General features: G+C 69.0%; 4 protein-coding genes. All 4 read right to left on the reverse strand.

Features of this window, described 5'->3' with window-relative positions; all coding sequences use genetic code 11:
• Positions 1-136: 136 nt before the first annotated feature.
• Positions 137-877, reverse strand: coding sequence for an alanyl-tRNA editing protein (locus VF542_RS11150; protein WP_408651781.1), 741 nt, complete (start codon positions 875-877; stop codon positions 137-139).
• Between the two features lie 73 nt (positions 878-950).
• Positions 951-1,328, reverse strand: coding sequence for an MmcQ/YjbR family DNA-binding protein (locus VF542_RS11155; RefSeq protein WP_408651782.1), 378 nt, complete (start codon positions 1,326-1,328; stop codon positions 951-953).
• Between the two features lie 126 nt (positions 1,329-1,454).
• Positions 1,455-1,928, reverse strand: a complete 474-nt coding sequence (locus VF542_RS11160) for a hypothetical protein (protein ID WP_408651783.1) — start codon at positions 1,926-1,928, stop codon at positions 1,455-1,457.
• Positions 1,929-2,069: 141 nt separating this feature from the next.
• On the reverse strand, positions 2,070-3,163 hold a 1,094-nt coding region (locus VF542_RS11165), incomplete at its 5' end, for a PAS domain S-box protein (protein WP_408651784.1).

Below are 3,163 nucleotides of genomic sequence, written 5' to 3' on the forward strand. Positions count from 1 at the left end.
GCTGGGCATCTCACGGCCTGGTGGGCACGTTACCCGGTATCCGCAGCAGCGCCTCGCGGACGGGCCGTTGCCCGCCTGCCGTCAGCACCGGCCAGCTCGCAACATCGTCCGGCTCCTGACAACGTGTCTGGATCGCTCAGCTACTGAGCCGGATCCGTACCCGGCGGTTCTGCCGTCCCTTGTTCTCCACCTTGTAGACCTGCAGATGCCCGATCTGGCGGGTGGAGGCGACATGCGTTCCGCCGTCGGCCTGGGCGTCCAGGCCGACGATGTCCACGATCCGCAACTCATCGGCCTCGGGCGGGAAGACCGCCTGGGTACGGATGATGTCCGGGATGGCCAGCGCCTCGTCCCGCGGCAGGAACCGCACCTGGATCGCCCGGTCAGCGGCGATCTCGGCGTTCACCGCGTCCTCCAGGCTCTGCTTGAAGTCAGCGGGGATGTCCGGCAGGTTGAAGTCCATCCGGGCCTCGCCCGGTTCCATGTTCCCGCCGGTCACCAGCGCACCGAAATCGCGGAACACGGTTCCGCACAGCACGTGCAGCCCGGAGTGGGTTCGCATCAGGGTGCTGCGCCGGACGTCGTCGAGAGCGCCGTGCACCGCCGTTCCAGCCGGTGGAACCGGGTCCTGCGGTGCCGGCAGCAGGTACAGGTCATCGCCCTTGCGGGTACCGATGATCCGGGTTTGCACGCCGCCCCACAGCAGCACGCCGTGATCGGGTGGTTGGCCGCCACCACCGGGATAGAACGCCGAACGGTCCAGCACGATACCGGCCTCGGGGTCCGCGGGATCAGACCACAGGACCGTGCAGTCCCATTCCCGCAGGGTGACGTCCTCCCAGTCGAGCCGGTGGGTGTGGTGAGAATGGTGCGTCACTGGATGGAATACCCCTCTCGACCAGCAAGGCCGCGACGATGGCGCTCATGTCGTGACTGCGGCCGCGCAACCGTCATAGCTGGACGGCGCTCAGCCAATCCTTGGGCAACGTGGTCATGAAATCGGCAGCTGCCTTCCTGGACACAACTATGCACCATGCGTCGAGCACCAGTTCAGCCATCTCCACCGGCCCGATCTCGCTCGTGCGGGCCACCACCCACTGGTACCGCTGATCGGATTTGCGGGGCATCATGAACTTCGCCGGCTCTGCCGCGATCAACGCGGCCCGCTGCTCCCGGGGATATCCGAACCCCATCGTGGATTCATCGGGAGACAGGGAGACGTAAACAATTCGGCCAACTCGAAATTTGATGTAATCACGCACCAGCCCCTCGGTGGTGCGCGGCAGACTCATAGCCACCCGGCGGATCTGCTCCGCGGTCACCGCCATCATCGGCCTCCTCGGGCATCGCGTCGGGTCGAACAGTAGCAACCCGCACGCCCGCTTGCGGTGTTCAGCGCGAGCTTGTCCGCTGCCGCGACACCGCATTCTCGATCGCCGAAACCGAGGCCGCGGCTACCGATCACCGGCCTGATCGGCGCTGACGACGAACCGGAACACCGCGGTCCGCGGCACGCTGCCCGGTTGCCAGCCGGCCTGGTCGAGGCTGCCGATCACGGTCAGCGAATGGGCACCGGACATCGAGGTCGGCACCGTGAGACGGTAGTGGAAGACGCCGTCCTGGTCGGCCCGGCCGCCGGAGACGGCCGGCGCGCCCGCGGAGCTGCGCAGCAGGATCGGCTCGTCCGGGTTGAACCCGGTCACCTCGACCTCGGTGCTGGAGCCGGGTCGCAGCCGGGCCGGCCTGTCCAGCAGCCGGCCCTCACCGTCGAGCGCGCGAGCCTGAACCGTGTGACCCACCGGTCGCAGCACCGGGAAGACCCCGCTCGGGGACAGCCAGAGTGACATCGGCACCGACAGCGACAACGCGCCGAGCGCGCCTACCGAGAGAGCGGCGTTGCGAAGCGAGCGGGCTGATTCTCCCGACATAAGAGCAGGTCCTCACTGTGGGGCGTCGGACCTCCTATCGGCTGCGCAGCCGTGCGCTGAAACCAAACGGCCGCCCTTTGGCGCGGGTGGCCGTCACCCCTGCGCGCACCCGCCTCTGTGACGGCGCTCGACCGCACCGACTCAGCCGCGCGAGCGGGCCTGCCACTCGGGGTGGACGTACAGGGTGCGCGACGTGCTGGGCGGCTCGACCCTGTCGTTGAGGTACAGGACGTGCGATCCGCCACCGGCGGCCCGGGCCTCTACGAGCGCGGTCCTGGCCTGGGCCAGCAGCGTCGCACTCTGACCGGCATCGTCGCCGGAGTCACCGGCGAGCACCGCCAGACCCAGATTGGCCGACATCGGGAATTCCCGGCCGTCGATCGTCTCGGGGGTGGCCAGCGCCTCCTCAAGCCGCCGGGCCACGGCCTTGACCTGCTCGGGCCCGACCTCTTCGGTGATGATCACGAACTGGTTCTCGCCCACCCTGCTGATCACGTCGGCACCCCGCAGGGTCGTGCGCAACCGCCGGGCCAGCGCGACCTGCAGGTCATCGGCAAGGCCGGGCTGGCCCCCGCCGGCGGTGAACTCCTCCCAGCCGTCGAGTTCGGCGAGCAGGACGGCGCAGCCGGTGCCGACCCGGTGCGCGCGTTGCACGCTCTCTACCAGGCCCTGCTCGAGTGCGGCCGAGTTGAGCATCCCGGTCAACGGGTCCAACCGGGCTGCCAGTTCAGCGTCGTGGTCACCGCGCTGGCTCAGGTCCTCGACCTGGCCCAGGGCGAACAGCGGCCGGTCGTCATCATCGAACAAAGGAGCGGCGGTCACCCGCACCCAGCAGATGCTGCCATCCGAGCGCACGAATCGCTTCTCGGTCCGGAACGGCGTGCGCCGGCCCGCCATCGCTCGCCGCATCGCCGAGGCGGTCGGGCCCCGGTCCTCGGGATGGGTGAGCTCCTCGAACGGGCGGGCGAGCAACTCATCGCGGGTGTAGCCGGTGAGCCGGCACAGCGCATCGTTGACCTGCAGGTAACGGCCGGCATCGGATCGGTCGAGGCTGATCATCGCCATTCCGACCACTGCTTCCTCGAAGGCGACCCGCAGCGTCTGGTCGGAGATCCGAAGCTGGTCCGAGCGCTGGGCCAGCAACTCCTCCCGGGCGCTCAGCCGCGCCGCCAGAGCGGTGGCTTCCAGCACTGCCGCGGCGTGGCCCAGCACCAGCCGCACGCTGACCTCGCCCA

This window comes from Jatrophihabitans sp., assembly GCF_036389215.1.
GTDB lineage: Bacteria > Actinomycetota > Actinomycetes > Mycobacteriales > Jatrophihabitantaceae > Jatrophihabitans_A.